12 protein-coding genes and 1 other RNA gene are annotated in these 15,151 nt (G+C 64.4%); 10 read left to right on the top strand and 3 right to left on the bottom strand.

Going from position 1 to position 15,151, the window contains the following annotated elements:
* Positions 1 to 29: 29 nt before the first annotated feature.
* The 3 genes from QD228_RS01915 to QD228_RS01905 are packed head-to-tail and all read right to left on the bottom strand — an operon-like array spanning position 30 to position 2,940.
* On the bottom strand, positions 30 to 623 hold the full coding sequence (locus tag QD228_RS01915) for a phosphoheptose isomerase (RefSeq protein ID WP_043332512.1): 594 nt from the start codon (positions 621 to 623) through the stop codon (positions 30 to 32).
* 21 nt (positions 624 to 644) lie between these two features.
* Positions 645 to 1,037: a YraN family protein gene (locus tag QD228_RS01910; RefSeq protein ID WP_279874261.1), complete on the bottom strand. Its 393-nt coding sequence runs from the start codon at positions 1,035 to 1,037 to the stop codon at positions 645 to 647.
* Between the two features lies 1 nt (position 1,038).
* On the bottom strand, positions 1,039 to 2,940 hold the full coding sequence (locus QD228_RS01905; protein ID WP_279874260.1) for a penicillin-binding protein activator: 1,902 nt from the start codon (positions 2,938 to 2,940) through the stop codon (positions 1,039 to 1,041).
* A gap of 201 nt (positions 2,941 to 3,141) precedes the next feature.
* Between QD228_RS01905 and rsmI the strand changes: the two genes are divergently transcribed.
* The 10 genes from rsmI to ftsW all read left to right on the top strand — a co-directional run bounded on the left by rsmI (position 3,142) and on the right by ftsW (position 15,151).
* Positions 3,142 to 4,014 (top strand): 16S rRNA (cytidine(1402)-2'-O)-methyltransferase, encoded by an 873-nt coding sequence (gene rsmI, locus QD228_RS01900; protein WP_279874259.1) that lies wholly within the window; start codon positions 3,142 to 3,144, stop codon positions 4,012 to 4,014.
* A 116-nt stretch (positions 4,015 to 4,130) separates the two neighbouring features.
* An RNA gene (gene rnpB / locus QD228_RS01895) (RNase P RNA component class A) lies at positions 4,131 to 4,483 on the top strand.
* Positions 4,484 to 4,788: 305 nt separating this feature from the next.
* A complete protein-coding gene (rsmH, locus tag QD228_RS01890) occupies positions 4,789 to 5,739 on the top strand; it encodes a 16S rRNA (cytosine(1402)-N(4))-methyltransferase RsmH (RefSeq protein ID WP_077371665.1) in 951 nt (316 codons plus the stop codon).
* Positions 5,740 to 6,066: 327 nt separating this feature from the next.
* Complete coding sequence (ftsL, locus tag QD228_RS01885) at positions 6,067 to 6,390, top strand: cell division protein FtsL (RefSeq protein WP_077371668.1); 324 nt, start codon at positions 6,067 to 6,069, stop codon at positions 6,388 to 6,390.
* Between the two features lie 140 nt (positions 6,391 to 6,530).
* Complete coding sequence (locus QD228_RS01880) at positions 6,531 to 8,192, top strand: penicillin-binding protein 2 (RefSeq protein WP_279874316.1); 1,662 nt, start codon at positions 6,531 to 6,533, stop codon at positions 8,190 to 8,192.
* 103 nt (positions 8,193 to 8,295) lie between these two features.
* Complete coding sequence (locus QD228_RS01875) at positions 8,296 to 9,912, top strand: UDP-N-acetylmuramoyl-L-alanyl-D-glutamate--2,6-diaminopimelate ligase (RefSeq protein ID WP_240704186.1); 1,617 nt, start codon at positions 8,296 to 8,298, stop codon at positions 9,910 to 9,912.
* Positions 9,909 to 11,348: a UDP-N-acetylmuramoyl-tripeptide--D-alanyl-D-alanine ligase gene (gene murF / locus QD228_RS01870; RefSeq protein ID WP_279874258.1), complete on the top strand. Its 1,440-nt coding sequence runs from the start codon at positions 9,909 to 9,911 to the stop codon at positions 11,346 to 11,348. Before QD228_RS01875 ends, murF begins: the two co-directional genes overlap by 4 nt.
* A 9-nt stretch (positions 11,349 to 11,357) precedes the next feature.
* Positions 11,358 to 12,440 carry a phospho-N-acetylmuramoyl-pentapeptide-transferase gene (mraY, locus tag QD228_RS01865; RefSeq protein WP_077371680.1) on the top strand — a complete coding sequence of 361 codons (1,083 nt, stop codon included), beginning with the start codon at positions 11,358 to 11,360 and terminating at the stop codon, positions 12,438 to 12,440.
* A gap of 13 nt (positions 12,441 to 12,453) precedes the next feature.
* A complete protein-coding gene (murD, locus tag QD228_RS01860) occupies positions 12,454 to 13,941 on the top strand; it encodes a UDP-N-acetylmuramoyl-L-alanine--D-glutamate ligase (RefSeq protein ID WP_279874257.1) in 1,488 nt (495 codons plus the stop codon).
* The gene (ftsW, locus tag QD228_RS01855) at positions 13,934 to 15,151 is read left to right on the top strand and encodes a putative lipid II flippase FtsW (RefSeq protein WP_077371685.1); all 1,218 of its coding nucleotides are present in this window, start codon (positions 13,934 to 13,936) and stop codon (positions 15,149 to 15,151) included. The genes murD and ftsW overlap by 8 nt, the downstream gene beginning before the upstream one ends.

The raw sequence follows: 15,151 nt of genomic DNA, 5'->3' as shown, positions 1-15,151 counted from the left end.
TCCTGGTGAGCGCCGTGTGTCGCAAGGCGTTATTCGTTGCTGCCGAACAGCTGGTGATCGATCAGATCACACAGGCAATGAATGGCCAGCAGATGGACTTCTTGAATGCGCGCGGTGGAGGTCGCCGGTACGCGGATCTCGCAATCTTCGCTGCCCAGCAGGGAAGCCATGTCGCCACCGTCACGACCGGTCAGTGCCACCACGCGCATGTCGCGGTCATGGGCCGCCTGGATGGCCTGTACCACGTTGGCGGAGTTGCCGCTGGTGGAAATGGCCAGCAGGATGTCGCCGGGCTGGCCCAGGGCGCGAATCTGCTTGGAGAACACCTCGTTGTAGCTGTAATCGTTGGCGATGGACGTCAACGTCGAGGTGTCGGTGGTCAGGGCGATGGCCGGCAGGCTCGGGCGTTCACGCTCGAAGCGATTGAGCAGCTCTGACGAGAAGTGCTGGCTGTCACCGGCGCTGCCGCCGTTGCCGCAGGCCAGAATCTTGCCGTCATTGACCAGGCTCTGGACCATCATCTGACTCGCCGCTTCGATGAAGGGCGGCAGCACTTCACTGGCGTATGTCTTGGTGTCGATGCTGGCGTTGAAGTGGCCGAGAATACGAGATTGGAAATCCATGATGGCTCTTGGTCGTTGGCTTCAGAACGCTTCGAATGCGTGGCGTATCCAGTGAATGGCGAGAGGGGGAGGACCCTCCACGCCGACCACGTCGAAGCGGCAGGAACATGATAGCCCGTGATGGGCCAGATAAAAACGCGCGGCCTTGATCAGCCGGCGTTGCTTTGTGTCGGTCACGCTTTCCAGTGCGCTGCCGAACCGGGAGCTGGCGCGGTAACGCACTTCGATGAACACCAGGGTGTCACCATCACGCATGATCAAGTCGATCTCGCCGCCCTTGGCATGCGAATTGCGCGTGACAGGCACGAGACCTCTGGCTGACAGCCATTTCTCGACCTCGGCTTCGATCACGGCGCCGCGCGCTCTCGCGCGACGCTGTGGTGGCTCCTGCCCGGTCGTTCCAGGGCGCGCCATGTCAGGGCGTGTAGGCTTCGACGGTGCGGCTGCTGGCGCCTTTCAGCGGCGGGCGTGGTACGCCGCCTCTGAACTCCGCCCACGGCAGCGTGCGTTCGATGCGTCCATCATGACGCGGGAATAGACTGCCGGTCGCTCCGAAGAGTTCCCCGCCGGCACCGGCCAGCATCAGCGGAACGCGCTGTGCCAGGCGATAGGCATCGACGCCCATGGCATTGAGCTTGAGCATGCGCGGAGAGGCATCCGACAGGGCGCGATAGGTATCGGCTTCCGGCAGAGTGGCCTTGCCGCCGGAGGAGGCCTGCGGCACTTCCCAGGGGATGTCGACGAAATTGACGCCATTGAGGTCGCCATCCTGAGCGGGCTGGGGGGAGCCTTCGTAAAGGTGTGAGGTGCCGTAGATCGGCAGGTTGCCCGCGTAGTAGAAGTCCAGCATCGGCGGCACCTGACGAGCGTAGCTTGGCAGCGCCAGCAGGAAGATCATGTCGATGTTGCCGGAGTGGGCGCGGCCATACTTGCTGCCGGATTTCTTGGCGGATTTCATGCGCGCCTGATCCTGGCTGGAGACGGAAAGCAGATCCTTGACCGCTTCACTGACCGGGCCCTTGGGGTTGTAGCGCTCGATGGAAACGATGTCGCCACCTTCTTGCTCGAAGCGATCACGGAAGGCGCTGTAGACGCGCTGACCCCAGGCATTGTCGGGAATCATGGCCGCGGCACCACGATGACCGTCAAGTGAGGCGCGCAGTGCGACCTGTCGCGCTTCGTCTTCGGCGGACAGGCCGTACTGGAAGAGATTGTCGGCCTGATTGCGCTCATGGGTGCCGTAATTGAGGGCCAGGGTTGGCAGCGGCAGGCTGCTCTGGGTCTCGAGCTGGCTGACCAGCTGCTTGTCCAGCGGGCCGAGCACGACCTGAGCTCCCTCCATGGTCGCGCGGGCATACAATGTCTTGAGATCGGCGCCTGAGGTATCGAAGAAGCTCAGCTGCGGCGTGGCTTCGGCATTGTCGATGGCGCTGCGATGGCGTGCCTCGATGCCCTCACGAATTGCCTGCGCGATACGCTTGAGTGGGCCGGACTGCGGAAGGAAGACCGCGATCTTGCGGACTTCCTGGCCGGAGAGCTCGCGCAGATCGAGGATGCCCTGCGGCATCTGGCGTGCGGCCGGATGCTGCGGATTGGCATCCGCCCAGTCGTTGATGGCGGAAAACATCTGGTCGATGTTGCCGCCGAAGCGCCGCTGCAGACGCAGCAGGTCCGTCCAGCCGCTGGCAATGGCGTTGGCGCTGGCCAGCTCGCCGAGCTGGCTGGGAGACAGGCGCGTGAGCTGTTCCCACAGGGTGTCATTGATGCTGAGGTCATCAGTGTCCGCCTGCAGGGCAATCAGCGTCTGGGCACTGGCCAGAGGTTCGCCGACCATGCCGAGCGCCAGTCCGCGACGCTTGCGCAGCGTGCGCTGATCGTCGCTGGACATCGTGATGTCGTCTTCCAGCACGGACGTGGCGAGTATCGTGTTCCAGCCATCCTGCTGCTCGAGGGCGATGCGCGACAGCAACAGGGCCCATTGCACGCGTTGCTGGGGTTCCAGACTCGCGGGGTCGATGTCCGAGGTGATGGTGATCGCCTGCGCGTTGTCGCCGCTGCGTGCTAGGATATCGGCGGCCTGCAGTCGGGTGCCGGCGGCCTGTTGGCCCTGTTGTTGCTCCGCTTGAGCCAGCAGCGCGTCCGCCCCCGGTCCGCTGGGACGGGAGGACTGCCCGGCACACCCGGCCAGCAGCAGTGCCGCGATGGCCATGCCGGCCAGTCCGCGCAGGCTGGTGCGTGGGAGGCGCAAGCTCTTGTGCCGAATGGTTGACGCAGTGCGCAGCACGTTGTCAGGCGCACGATTCCATGTCTGGCCCATGTACGACGGTCCCTTGGCTGATGGGCGATGAGGCCGTGGCCCGCGTCGCCGCTGCTGTAATGACGGATGAATACTGCAATGACGAATGAGACGGGTCTCGGAGTGGCTGCTCGTGCGGGCATGTCTGCCGCAGGTGGTCAGGCCACTCGGCTGTCTCTGACGTCCATATCTACCACTGAGTTCAACGAGTCGAAGCATTGAATGTCTGAGTCTTCTGAAGGCGTATTGTACGTGGTCGCCACGCCGATTGGTAACCTCGATGACCTCAGCCCACGTGCCGCGCGGGTGCTGGGCGAAGTGGATCTGATCGCGGCTGAGGACACCCGCCACAGTGCCCGTCTGCTGCGCCATCTGGGGCTGGAAGTCCCCATGATGTCACTGCATGACCACAATGAGCGCGGGCGGGTCGATCAGCTGTGCGAGGCCCTGGAGGCGGGGCGGCGTGTCGCGCTGGTCTCCGACGCCGGGACGCCGCTGATCTCCGATCCCGGCTTCATCGTGGTGCGGGCGCTGCGGGAGCGCGGCTTCAAGGTAGTCCCGCTTCCCGGCCCCTGCGCGTTGATTACCGCGCTCAGCGCTGCTGGCCTGCCGACGGATCGCTTCACCTTCGAGGGGTTTCTCGCTCACAAGGGTGGACCACGTCAGGCGCGTCTCACGGCACTGCGTGAGGATGGCGCGACGCATGTGCTTTATGAGTCGCCTCACCGTATCCAGGCGTTGTTGAAGGATGTCCACGACGTTCTCGGGGCGCGCCGAGTCGTGTTGGCACGTGAGCTGACCAAGACCTTCGAGACCTTCCTGGACGGGACGGCTGCTGAGCTGCTGGCGATGATGGAGGCGGATGGCGATCAGACGCGCGGTGAATTCGTGGTCATGATCGAAGGGGCTCCGGCACGTGAGGGCGACGAGGCTGCCAGCGTCGAGGGTGATGCGCTTCTCAAGGTGCTGTGGGAAGAGGGGGTCGGCGTCAAGCAGATGGCGGCGATCGCCACTCGTCTGGTCGGCGGGCGCAAGAAGGCCTGGTATGCCAAGGCACAAGCCATGAAGGATGCGGCGGAACCACGAGAAGCGTAAGCGAGAGGTGTTTTCCAAGTGCTTGGCATGTCTGGCTTTTCGGCGTTCCTCCGGGCCAGGTGCACTGCAGCGCCAGCTTGTGGAAACGATGTGACACTGATAGTCTTGCGCGCTTGGGAGATGGCCAGACAGTCGCCGCCAGCGTGAGCTGGGGGAGGAAAGTCCGGGCTCCATAGGGCAAGGTGCCAGATAACGTCTGGGCGGCGTGAGCCGACGGCAAGTGCAGCAGAGAGAAGACCGCCTACGTCAGCTTCGGCTGGCCGGTAAGGGTGAAAGGGTGCGGTAAGAGCGCACCGCGCGTCTGGTAACAGTTCGCGGCGAGGTAAACCCCACCTGGAGCAAGACCAAATAGGCCCCCTATGCTGCTGCCCGCAGTGGGGGCGGGTTGGTTGCTTGAGCCCTGAAGTGATTCAGGGCCTAGATGAATGACTGTCCACGACAAGACCCGGCTTATCGGCCGTCTCCCGCCTAATATTGAAGATGTCAGCCCTGTGATGCGAAACGCGCAGTTCAGGGCTGACATGTGACACCGCATGACCGGCGCCGTCCGCTCCGTGCTCCGTGGCTGGCCATTTGCAATGGCGGCGGACATGAAGCCGTGACCGGCGCCGGTTGTCGATTGTGCCATCGATAATCATGCGAATGTCTCTGCTTTCCTGCGGTCTACCGCCAGACGACTGGCGTCCGCCTTTACTGCCCGCAACGCGTGCCAAGGTCCCGAATTTCGTCATGTCCAAGCCCAGCGCTCCCTCCGTTCCCGAATCAGCCGCTGCCATGTCAGCCGCCGAATCCGAAGCTGCGGATCGCTTCGCGCATGTCAGTGTCATGCTCGATGGCGCGGTGGATGGGCTGATTCAGGACGTCTCCGGTGTCTATTTCGACGGTACTTTCGGGCGCGGCGGTCACTCACGCCTGATCCTGTCGCGTCTCGATGACGGTGGACGTCTGATCGCCTGTGATCGCGACCCCCAGGCATTGGCGGAAGCCGCCACCATCGAGGATTCCCGTTTTTCCATTCACGCCGGTGAATTTGCCCGCCTGGGCGAATATGCCGAGCGGGAAGGCGTGCATGGTCAGCTCGATGGCATTCTGCTGGATATCGGCGTGTCCTCGCCGCAGCTGGATGATGCCGAGCGTGGCTTCAGCTTCATGAATGATGGTCCGCTGGACATGCGCATGGACCCCACCAGTGGCGAGAGTGCCGCTGAGTGGTTGTCACGTGCCAGTGCCGAGGACATGGCGTGGGTCTTCAAGACCTATGGTGAGGAGCGCTATGCCAAGCGTCTCGCACGTGCGGTGGTCGAGCGCCGCGCCGAGCGTCCCATCACGCGGACCGGTGACTTCGCCAGCCTGATCAAGGACGCGCATCCCAACTGGGAGAAGCATAAGCACCCGGCGACGCGTGTCTTCCAGGCGATCCGCATCCATGTCAACGGCGAGCTGGATGAGCTGACCCGCGCGCTGGATGCGGGCCTGGAAGCCCTGAAGCCGGGGGGAAGGCTGGTGGTGATCAGCTTCCATTCGCTGGAAGACCGCATCGTCAAACGCTTCATGCGCGACAAGGCGCGTGGCGATCAGGCGCCGCGTGGCATGCCCATTCGCGAAGATCAACTCAACAAGCGCCTCAAGCTGGTCGGCAAGGCTCAGAAGGCCTCCGAAAGCGAGGTGCAGGCGAACGTACGCTCACGCAGCGCCGTGATGCGCATCGCCGAGAAGCTGAAATAACGCCCGGTTCGTGGCGTGTATCGTAGTCATCCCAGCGCCTGCCTTTTGGCAGGCGCGCTCGCAAGGGGGCGCAGCGTTGTGCGACATGTGTGTCGGTGCCTCGCAACGCTTAACGACCAACGCCACAAGCTGACATAATGCGCCGGTCGTCGCCTGATGGTACCGCTGGTCATCACGAGTGATGAGTGGCCGGCATGTTGCGGCGATGAACAGGACAAGCCGTCAGCCATCGGGTGTTGCATGCCTGGCATGCATGGATCGACGGGTCGTCCCGCAGGGATAAATCGTGGTGCAGATCACCGCGTTCAGAGTGATAAGGGAGTCAGCATGGCGGGACGCAAGCAGCAGGGCAGCTGGAGAGGGAACTGGCCGATCAGGTTCCAGATGCGTTGGCGTCATCTGTGCTTCGTGGTGCTGATGATCTGCCTGCTGGGATCCGCCGCTGCTGTCGTCGTAAGCTCCCATCTCTCGCGCGGCCAATACGCGCAACTCCAGAAGCTCGAGGCGGCGCGTGATGATGCGCGTGCTCGCTGGGGGCGCCTGCTGCTTGAGGAAAGTGCCTGGTCCGCCCCTGCGCGTATCGAGAGCATCAGTACCGAGCGTCTCGAGATGCGCGTACCGGATGTCCACGATGTCGAGGTCATTCGCTGATGGCTACACGTCGACCTCCTTCCTCGGACCCCAAGGCCCCTCGCTCCCGCGGCGCACGCACTGCGCCACCCGGCGCGGCCAGTCGCGGCAAGACGGCTGGTTCTGCCGCCGCCGGGGCGCGCAAGAGTGCGCGTGGGCCCATGGGGTCCGCCCGCTATCGCATCATGCTGGGTATCGTGTTCGCAGGGCTCCTGGCCCTGGTGGGGCGTATCGGCTATCTGCAGCTCTTCGATCAGCAGTTCCTTCAGGATCAAGGGGATGCGCGCACCCTGCGCGTCGACAGCATCAACGCGCACCGTGGCATGATCACCGATCGCAGTGGCGAGCCGCTGGCCATCTCGACGCCGGTCATCACGCTGTGGGCGGACCCGCGTCTGGTGCCGGATGATCCGGTGCGCCTGTCACTGCTGGCACGCGCGCTCGGCCAGCAGCCTGACGACCTGATCCGCCGTGTGCGCCAATATCGTGATGCCGGCAAGGGCTTCATGTACATCAAGCGTCAGATGACCCCTCCTCAGGCACAACCCGCCATCGACCTGGATGTTCCGGGTGTCCACCACAAGCAGGAATACAAGCGTTACTACCCCTCGGGCGAGGTCTCCGCGCAGCTGGTCGGCGTGACCAATGTCGATGATAAGGGCCAGGAGGGGCTTGAGCTTGCCTACAATTCCTACCTCTCCGGTACGCAGGGCAAGCGTCGCGTGCTCAAGGACCGCAAGGGTCGCCTGGTGCGTGACCTGCATCTGATCAGCGAAGCCAAGCCCGGTGGTGATTTGACCCTCTCCATCGACCTGCGTCTGCAGTACATGGCCTACCGTGAGCTGAAGGCCGCCGTGGCCGAGCACCGTGCCGACGGTGGCACCCTGGTGATGATGGACGCTCGCACGGGGGAGGTGCTGGCGATGGTCAATCAGAAGTCCTACAACCCCAACAATCGTGCGGGGCTTGACCCTGCCGGTCTGCGCAACCGTGCGATCACCGATGCCTTCGAGCCGGGCTCGGTCATGAAGCCTCTGGCGATGAGTGCAGGTCTGGCCTCCGGCAAGTATCAGCCGGACTCGGTGATCGACACCACGCCGGGTTACATGCGGGTCGACCGCTTTACGATTCGCGATTTTCGCAATTACGGCAAGCTCGACATGGCCGGCATTCTCTATCACTCCTCCAACATCGGCATGAGCCGCATGGCGCTGAGCCTCGAGGATGACGCGGTATGGAATCGCTATTATGAGCTGGGTCTGGGGCAGGCACCGGGTACCGGCTTCCCGGGCGAGACGACGGGCGTTCTGCCGGCCCCGACCAACTGGTCGCGCAGCAAGCGGGCCTCCATGTCCTACGGGTACGGGATCAGTGTCTCGGCCTTGCAGCTGGCCAGCGCCTATACCGCGCTGGCCAATGATGGTCGCCGGCTGGCGCCGTCGCTGCTCAAGGTGAATACCCCGCCGGTGGGGGATCAGATCATCTCGCCCGAGAATTCCCATGCCCTGCTCGGGATGATGGAGAAGATCGTCCAGCCCAATGGTCCCGCCAAGCGTGCCGTGGTCGAGGGCTACCGTATCGCGGGCAAGACGGGTACGGTGCGTAAGGTGACCTCCGGTGGCTATCAGAAGACGGCCTATCGCTCCTTGTTCGCCGGCATTGCGCCGGTGTCCGACCCGCGCATCGTGACCGTGGTGATGATCGAGAATCCCAAGGGCGAGGAATACTACGGGGGCCTAGTCGCGGCTCCGGTGTTCGGTCGCGTGGTCGGCAAGGCGCTGCGCCTTCTGGATGTGCCACCTGACAGCGCCGTCGGCGAGTGAGCGGTGACATCTGCCGCCATGCATCCCGGAGACGGCGCGTGACATCCATTTCTTTCGTGTAGCGAATACGTCCCAGCTTCAGCAACAAGGAAGGTCTTCCAGCATGACTTCATCGCAAGATCTGGCCGAGCAGGCCTCGGCAGAGCCGCTGGGCGAATTTCTGGCACGGCCACTGGCGACAGCCAGCGAGCTGCTTGGCGCGCTCATGGCGCTGTGGCCCGGCGTGTTCAGCGATAGTCGCCTGACCGCACTCGTGATGGCGCAAGACGACTGGCATCTGACGATCGACAGTCGCCACGTGACGCCGGGGTCGCTGTTCATCGCGGTACCCGGTATCGGCAGCGATGGTCGCGACTACATTGCCTCCGCCCTCGAGAAGGGCGCGGCGCTGGTAGTGGCACAGCAGTCTTCCGAAGGGGAAGCCTCGCCTGAGTCTCACGCAGACGAGCGTGTCGTCTGGCTCGAGGGGCTCGGCGCGCAGCTCGGCGAGCTGGGACGACAGGCCTTTGGCGTGCCGGAGTCACTGACGCTGGTCGGCGTGACCGGCACCAACGGCAAGTCCTCCGTGACCCATTACATTGCCGAGTTTGCCGAAGCGCTCGGCATCCCCTCCGGCATGATCGGCACGCTGGGGATCGGCCGCCCTGGCGCGCTGGTCGCCGGCGAGCGCACCACGCCGGATGCACTCGCCGTCCAGGCGGCGCTCAAGGGCCTGAGCATGGCCGGTGCGGAACTGGTCGCGATGGAAGTCTCTTCCCATGCGCTGGACCAGGACCGTGTCAACGGCTGCCGCTTCACGGTGGCGGGCTATACCAATCTGTCGCGTGATCATCTGGATTACCACGGCAGCATGGCGGCATATGCCGCGGCCAAGGCCAAGCTCTTCAAGCGACCGGAACTCAAGCTTGCGGTGCTCAATGCCGATGATGCGCTGGCGCGTCTGATGCTGGCCGGCATGCAGCGCGGTGTGCGCGTGTTGGCGATGGGGCGTGACGAGGTGGCCACCCTGCGCGTGCTGGACGTCTTCCCCGAGCCGCTGGGGCAGGTGGCCGTGATCGCGACGCCTGACGGTGAGCGTGAGCTCGGCCTCAATCTGATGGGGCGCTTCAACCTCGACAATGCCTTGCTGGCGATGCTGATCCTGCATGGTCTCGGCCATTCGCTGGCGGACCTGTTCGCGGCGGCACCGCGTCTGACGCCGGTGCCGGGACGCATGCAGCGCCTGACCCGCGAGGGCGCGCCCGTGGTGGTGGTGGACTATGCCCACACCCCGGAGGCGGTCGAGACCGCGCTGACGGCACTGCGTGCCCATCTGCCGGCGCGTGATGATGCGCGCCTGTGGTGCGTACTCGGCTGTGGCGGTGATCGCGATACCGGCAAGCGCCCGCTGATGGCGACGGCCGCCGAGCAGGGCGCCGATCGCGTCGTCATTACCGATGACAACCCGCGCAGTGAAGAGGCCGCTGTCATTCGTCAGCAGATGATGGATGGCATCCAGGCCCGGGAGCGCGCCCGGGAAATCGCCGGGCGCGCCGAGGCCATTGCCCAGGTCATCCGTGATGCAGGCGAACATGACGTGATTCTCATCGCCGGCAAGGGCCACGAGGATTACCAGGAAGTGGCGGGCGAGCGTCTGCCGTTCTCGGATGTCGCACATGCGGTGGCGGCGCTCGAGCGTCGTGCGCTCTCCACTCAGGAAGGTCTGGAGAGCGACGCATGAGTGCGTCAGTGCAGTCTCCTGGCCTGGAGTGCTTCGATGAGGTGGCTCAGCTGCTCTCGGCTCGGCTGCCTTCGGCGCTGGTCGGCCGATCATTGGGGGCCATCGAGACGGATACCCGCAAGCTGTCCAGCCAGCGGGCGCCGCTTTTCGTGGCGCTGAAGGGCGAGCGTTTCGATGCCCATGACTTCCTGGCTCAGGCTCGTGACAATGGCGCGATCGCGGCGCTGGTCGAGCATCCGGTGGATGACCCGTTGCCGCAGATCGTGGTGCCTGACACGCGGCTCGCCTTCGGTCTGCTGGCGGCGGCACGTCGGCGAGCCTGGGGGCGGCCGTTGATCGCCGTGACCGGCAACAGCGGCAAGACCAGCGTCAAGGGACTGGTGCATGCCATCCTGGTGCGTGATGCCGCGCGCTTCGACGCCGAGAGCCTTGCCACACAGGGCAACCTCAACAATGACTATGGTCTGCCGATGACGCTGCTGCGCCTGAACGATGCGCATCAGCATGGCGTCGTCGAGCTGGGCGCCAATCATCTCGGTGAGATCGCCTGGACCACCGCGCTGGCACGGCCACAGGTGGCGGTCATCACCAATGTCACCGGTGCTCACGTCGGGGAATTCGGTGGCATGGGGCAGATCGCCCAGGCCAAGGGCGAGATTCTTGCCGGACTCAGTCCGCTGGGGGGGCGCCGTCCGGTGGCGGTACTCAATCGTGATGATGTCTATTTCACGCTCTGGCAGGCGCTGGCAGTGACGGGGCAGGCGATGGATATCATCGACTTCAGCGTCGCGGACCTGGCGGAGAGTTCGGCACGCCTGCAGGCACGCAAGCTAGGCGCGGATGAGCTCGGGCGTTATGCTTTCGAACTGACGTTTGACGGCCACTCGCTGGGGCGGGTCCAGCTTGCCCTGCTGGGACGGCACAATGTCGCCAATGCGTTGGCGGCAGCCGCTGCCTGTCTGGCGCTGGGCGTGGACAGCCAGCTGGTCATCGAGGGGCTCGAGAGCGCCGAGAGCGTTCCGGGTCGCCTGGGGGTCGTGGAAGGACAAAATGGGGCTCGTCTGCTCGATGACAGCTACAACGCCAACCCCGGGGCCATGCTGGCCGCGCTGGAGCTGTTGGCGAGCCTTCCTGCTCCGCGCTGGTGCCTGATGGGCGCCATGGGCGAGCTGGGCGAGGACGCCGAGCGGCTGCACGCCGAGGTGGGCGCCTACGCCCGCAAGCTCGGTATCGATTTCGTTGCCACCTGTGGTGAAAAGGCCAGAGCGACTGCCGAGGCCTTCGGCGCAGGTGGCATGCATTTCAAGGAGCGGGCGGAGCTTGAAGCTTACGCCCGTACCCATCTACCCACCGGGGCCAGTGTTCTGGTCAAGGGGTCTCGTAGCGCAGGCATGGAACATGTCGTTGCCGCGCTCAAGGTCGACGCATCAAGGTGAATGTGAGTCATGCTGCTGCTGCTTGCTGAGTTTCTGGCCCAATTCAATGGCGCCTTTACGGTTTTCAATTATCTGACCCTGCGTGTGGTGCTGGCCACGCTGACGGCCTTGTTGCTGTGCCTGTGGCTCGGCCCCTGGGTCATCCGCAAGCTGGTGGATGGCCAGATCGGCCAGGCCGTGCGTGATGATGGCCCTCAGTCCCACCTGTCCAAGGCCGGTACGCCGACCATGGGCGGCGTGATGATCCTGCTGTCGATGGCCGTCTCGACCCTGCTGTGGGGCGACCTGACCAATCTGTATGTCTGGGTGGTGCTGGCGGTCACATTGGGCTTCGGTGCGGTCGGCTGGGTGGATGACTACCGCAAGGTGGTGGAGAAGAATCCCCGTGGCCTGCCGGCGCGCTGGAAGTATTTCTGGCAGTCGGTGGTGGGCATCGGGGCGGCCGTGGTGCTGTACCTGACGGCTTCCACGCCTGCCGAGACAGCACTGCTGGTGCCGTTCTTCAAGGATGTCGTCATCCCGCTGGGCATCTTCTACATGGTGCTGACCTATTTCGTGATCGTCGGCAGCTCCAATGCCGTCAATCTGACCGATGGCCTCGATGGGCTGGCGATCATGCCGACCGTGCTGGTGGCCATGGGGCTTGCGATCTTCGCCTACGCCTCGGGCAACCTGAAGTTCGCGGAGTATCTGCACATTCCGTTCATCGCCGGTTCCGGCGAGCTGGCGGTGTTCTGTGCCACCATCGCGGGCGCCGGCCTGGGCTTTCTGTGGTTCAACACCTATCCCGCCCAGGTCTTCATGGGCGATGTGGGCGCCTTGGCTCTCGGTGCGGCACTGGGCGTGGTCGCGGTCATCGTGCGTCAGGAAATCGTGCTGTTCATCATGGGGGGCGTCTTCGTGATGGAGACCGTCTCGGTCATCCTGCAGGTCGGCTCCTACAAGCTGACCGGACGACGCATCTTCCGCATGGCGCCGCTGCATCACCACTTCGAACTCAAGGGCTGGCCGGAGCCGCGCGTCATCGTGCGCTTCTGGATCATCACCGTCGTGCTGGTGCTGCTTGGCCTGGCCACACTCAAGGTTCGCTGAGGACGCTTTCGCGATGACCCTCTCTGTCACCTCCCACGCACCGGCCCCGCCGGTGCCTGCAGAAGGACCGACCCTGGTGGTCGGTCTTGGTGTCTCCGGACAGGCGATCGCTCGCCATCTGAGTGATCGTGGCATCGATTTTGCCGTCGCCGATACCCGCAGTGCACCGCCGGGGCTCGAGAATCTGCGCGAGCATGCACCGCAGGCCGAGGTCCATCTCGGGCCGCTGGAAGCGCTGGATCTGTCACGCTTTGGTGAAGTGGTGCTCAGTCCGGGCATCGACCCGCGTCAGGCCGTATTTGACCCGGTACGCGAGCGCCTGGTCGGCGAGATCGCGCTGTTCGTGCGGGCACTCGATGAACGCCAGGCCCGGGATGCGCAGGGCAGGCGGCCGACGCTGATCGCCATCACCGGTTCAAACGCCAAGTCCACTGTCACCACGCTGGTGGCGAGGATGGCCGAGCGGGCAGGCCGTGACGTGGCGGTCGGTGGCAATCTGGGCACTGCCGCGCTGACGCTGCTGCGTGAGCAGCCCGATGCCGAACTGTATGTGCTGGAACTGTCATCCTTTCAGCTCGAGACCACGCCCGAGCTCAAGGCAGATGTCGCCTGCTTCCTGAACCTCTCCGAAGACCATCTCGATCGCCATGACGGCATGCGCGGCTATCAGGCCGCCAAGCGTGCCATCTTCCGCGGGGCGGGCCTGGCGGTCATCAATGCCGACGATGCCTGGAGCTGGCCGGCCGAGGAGGATGCAGTGGCGCGCGCCAGCTTCAGCGTATGCCTGGATGAGGGCGACTCTGGTGATGACAGCGAGGAGTTGAGTGAAGGGGCTGAATGGCGTCTGGCGGAGCAGAACGGCACGCTCATGCTGTGTCACGTGGCATCCGAAGGCCTGCATGGCGTGATGCCTGCCGGACAGGTGCGTCTGGCCGGGCGTCACAATCAGGCCAACGCGCTGGCGGCGCTGGCGATGGGCACGGCGATCGGTCTCGCGCAGGAGGCCATGGTGGCCGAACTCGAGCACTTCGCGGGGCTGCCGCACCGGGGCGAGCTGATCGCTGACGTGGCAGGCGTGCGCTGGATCAACGATTCCAAAGGCACCAACGTCGGCGCGACGCTGGCGGCGATCGCCGGTCTCGGTCCGACACTCGATGGCAAGCTGATTCTGCTGGCCGGTGGCCAGGGCAAGGGCGCGGACTTCACGCCGTTGGCCGCGCCGCTGGCACGCTTTGCGCGTGAGGCGGTGCTTTTCGGACAGGATGCAGAACGCCTGTCGCTGGCGCTGGAGGATAGCCTTCGCGTCAGCCGGGTCGCGACGCTGGCGGAAGGCATGGCGCATGCTCAGCGAGTCGCTCGGCCGGGAGATTGCGTGCTGCTGTCACCTGCCTGCGCCAGTCTCGATCAGTTCCCCAATTACATGGTGCGCGGCGATGCGTTTCGTGACTGGGTGTCGGAGCATGTGATGGACGCGGGCAACGAGGGCGAAGCGGATGGGTGACAAGGCCAGTCGAGTGCGTCAGGCGATGAGTACCGAGCAGCAGCCAGTGGATGGCTGGCTGGTCTTCGCGGCATTGGCGATTCTGTGTATCGGCTGGGTGATGGTCACCTCGGCTTCCAGCGAGATCTCCAGCGAGCGCTTTGACGGCAACGCCTTCTACTACAGCATGCGTCACGGCATCTTCATTCTGATCGGACTGGTGGCGGCCTATTGCACGCTGCGCATACCGATGTCGGCCTGGCAGCAACGCAGTTTCGCGATGCTGATGCTGGGGTTCGTGTTGCTGGTGGTCGTGCTGGTGGTCGGGCGTGAGATCAACGGCGCCAAGCGCTGGATTCCCTTGCCGGTGATCGGCGGGGTGCAGGCCTCCGAGGTCGCCAAGTTGTGCCTGATGATGTGGCTGGCGGGGTATCTGGATCGGCGTCTCGACAAGGTGCGCGCCAGTGTCGTCAATGGTCTCGTGCTGCCCTGCATGCCCTTGATGCTGATGATTCTCTTGCTGGCACTGGAGCCTGACTTCGGGTCCATCGTGGTGATGGGCGGTGCGGTGATGGGCATGCTGCTGCTGGCGGGGGTCGCCTGGTGGGGCTTCATCGTCCTGCTGGCAGCGGCCATCGGCGGCGGTTGGTCGCTGGCGATCGCCGAACCCTATCGCTGGGAGCGCCTGACCACCTATACCGACCCGTGGGCGAACATGTACGACAGCGGCTATCAGCTGACCCAGGCCCTGATCGCCTTCGGGCGAGGACACCTGAGCGGCATGGGGCTGGGCAACAGCGTGCAGAAACTCTTCTATCTACCCGAAGCGCATACCGATTTCGTGTTCGCGGTACTGGCCGAGGAATTGGGATTGATCGGTGCCACGGCGGTCGTCGGGCTGTTCGCGCTCCTGATCTATCGGGCCTTCAAGATCGCCCGACGTGCCGAGCTTGCCGGCTTGCCGTTCAGCGCCTACCTCGGCTACGGTATCGCCCTCGTGCTGGGGGCCCAGGCCTTCATCAACATCGGGGTCGCCAGTGGATTGCTGCCGACGAAGGGGCTGACGCTGCCGCTGATGAGCTATGGAGGCTCCAGCTTGATCGTCAGCTGCATACAGATCGCCATTCTGATGCGAATCGATACGGAAGTTCGTCTGCTGACGCGCGGCAAGAGTCCCGCGCGGCGCAAGACCGGCAAGTCGCCCGAGACCACGCAAGGAGCCAAGGCATGA

Origin of the sequence: Cobetia sp. 3AK (assembly GCF_029846335.1) — a bacterium.
Classification (GTDB): Bacteria; Pseudomonadota; Gammaproteobacteria; order Pseudomonadales; family Halomonadaceae; genus Cobetia; species Cobetia marina.
The sequence above is the reverse complement of the archived record's forward strand: the minus strand, read 5'-3'. Positions and strand labels throughout refer to the sequence as shown.

Bases quoted from the DNA above. Each gene is read 5' to 3' on its own strand.
- QD228_RS01915 (WP_043332512.1), bottom strand. From the start codon at position 623: ATGGATTTCCAATCTCGTATTCTCGGCCACTTCAACGCCAGCATCGAC.
- QD228_RS01910 (WP_279874261.1), bottom strand. From the start codon at position 1,037: ATGGCGCGCCCTGGAACGACCGGGCAGGAGCCACCACAGCGTCGCGCG.
- QD228_RS01905 (WP_279874260.1), bottom strand. From the start codon at position 2,940: ATGGGCCAGACATGGAATCGTGCGCCTGACAACGTGCTGCGCACTGCG.
- rsmI (WP_279874259.1), top strand. From the start codon at position 3,142: ATGTCTGAGTCTTCTGAAGGCGTATTGTACGTGGTCGCCACGCCGATT.
- rsmH (WP_077371665.1), top strand. From the start codon at position 4,789: ATGTCAGCCGCCGAATCCGAAGCTGCGGATCGCTTCGCGCATGTCAGT.
- ftsL (WP_077371668.1), top strand. From the start codon at position 6,067: ATGGCGGGACGCAAGCAGCAGGGCAGCTGGAGAGGGAACTGGCCGATC.
- QD228_RS01880 (WP_279874316.1), top strand. From the start codon at position 6,531: ATGGGGTCCGCCCGCTATCGCATCATGCTGGGTATCGTGTTCGCAGGG.
- QD228_RS01875 (WP_240704186.1), top strand. From the start codon at position 8,296: ATGACTTCATCGCAAGATCTGGCCGAGCAGGCCTCGGCAGAGCCGCTG.
- murF (WP_279874258.1), top strand. From the start codon at position 9,909: ATGAGTGCGTCAGTGCAGTCTCCTGGCCTGGAGTGCTTCGATGAGGTG.
- mraY (WP_077371680.1), top strand. From the start codon at position 11,358: ATGCTGCTGCTGCTTGCTGAGTTTCTGGCCCAATTCAATGGCGCCTTT.
- murD (WP_279874257.1), top strand. From the start codon at position 12,454: ATGACCCTCTCTGTCACCTCCCACGCACCGGCCCCGCCGGTGCCTGCA.
- ftsW (WP_077371685.1), top strand. From the start codon at position 13,934: ATGGGTGACAAGGCCAGTCGAGTGCGTCAGGCGATGAGTACCGAGCAG.